Below are 1398 nucleotides of genomic sequence, written 5' to 3'. Positions count from 1 at the left end.
TGAACTGCTCCCCGAAAGTTGGACTGAAAATTCAGTTCTGACTTACGGGGAGCAGTTTGATGTTTAAGAGCAGTTCATTGTCCGAGGAACAGCGTGCGGCCGCGGTGGTGTTGTTCGGACGCGGTTGGGGCGCTAAGGCTGTGGCCACGAATCTCGGCGTGGGGTGGAAATCTGTCAGGCGGTTGCATGACATGTGGCGTGTCCGCGGGGATACTGCACTGGTGACCAAACCAGATAAACGGCAGTTTTCGTTCGAATTCAAGCTCAGCGCCGTGCAGAAGTACCTTGCCGGCGAGGATAGGGTCGTTCTGGCCAAGGAACTCGGGCTTTCTTCACCTCATCTGCTTACCGTATGGGCGGGAAGGTACCGGGAGCAGGGCGAGGAAGGCTTACGCCCAAAGCCTAAAGGCAGGCCACGGAAGAACCCGGAGGTCACCGTAGAACCGGAATCGGAGCTGCAACGTCTGCGCCGCGAGAACGAGCGGTTGCGGGCCGAGGTGGCGTTCCTGGGAAAAGTAAAAGCCTTGAGGGACGAGGAACGGCGCTGAGGGTTCGCGCTGTCATCGCCCTCAAGGCTGATCACCGGATGGACATTCTCCTGGACGTGGCGGGGTTGGCCAGATCCACATTCTTCTATCACCAGGCCCGCCTCCAAGGCCCGGATCCACGGGCGTCCCTGAAAGCCGCGATCAGCGAGATTTTCGAAGACAACCACGGCCGGTACGGACACCGCCGGATCCACTGTGAATTGGTCAAGAATGGCTGGACAGTGGCCAAAAAGACCGTTCTGAAGCTCATGCGCGCCCTGCAGCTGACCTGCAAGGTCCGACGCAAGAAACGCTACAACTCCTACTACGGCGAGCAAGGCGTGGTGGCCCCGAACCTGCTCAAGCGCCAGTTCGAAGCCGATACCCCGAACCAGAAGTGGGTCACGGACGTGACCGAGTTCAGCGTCGGTGATCGGAAGCTCTACCTCTCACCGATCATGGATCTCTTTGACCGTCAGATCATCTCCTACGCGATCGGCACCTCGCCGAACCTGGAACTGACCAACACATCCCTGCGTGAGGCATTAGCCACGCTGAAAGAAGAACAAAAGCCCCTCGTCCACTCCGACCAAGGGTTCCAATACCAGCACAACTCCTGGCGCACGCTTCTGGCCAATGCCGGCGCAGTGCAATCGATGTCACGCAAAGCCAACTGCTACGACAACGCCGTCATGGAGAACTTCTTCGGACACCTCAAAGAAGAACTGTTCCACCGCGTCCGATTCCTCAACACCGAGGCCTTGGAAACAGCGCTCCACGACTACATCCACTGGTACAACACCAAAAGAATCTCAACAAAGCTAAAGGGCCTGAGCCCGGTGGAATACCGTGCTCAGACCCTCGCGGCCTA

Annotated in this window: 2 protein-coding genes and 1 pseudogene; all 3 read left to right on the top strand. The window is 58.2% G+C overall.

Translation table 11 applies throughout. The features are described 5' to 3' along the window. Nucleotides 1–59: 59 nt before the first annotated feature. Nucleotides 60–209 (top strand): annotated as a pseudogene (locus LRQ04_RS20835) (helix-turn-helix domain-containing protein); the annotation flags it as partial. A 12-nt stretch (nucleotides 210–221) separates the two neighbouring features. Further along, nucleotides 222–548, top strand: coding sequence for a helix-turn-helix domain-containing protein (locus LRQ04_RS20485; protein ID WP_235522141.1), 327 nt, complete (start codon nucleotides 222–224; stop codon nucleotides 546–548). 38 nt (nucleotides 549–586) lie between these two features. Further along, the coding region (locus LRQ04_RS20480) for an IS3 family transposase (RefSeq protein WP_235522140.1) at nucleotides 587–1398 on the top strand (812 nt) is incomplete at its 3' end.

It is taken from the genome of Paenarthrobacter sp. AR 02, from assembly GCF_021538675.1.
In the GTDB taxonomy this organism is placed as follows: domain Bacteria; phylum Actinomycetota; class Actinomycetes; order Actinomycetales; family Micrococcaceae; genus Arthrobacter.
The sequence above is the reverse complement of the archived record's forward strand: the minus strand, read 5'-3'. Positions and strand labels throughout refer to the sequence as shown.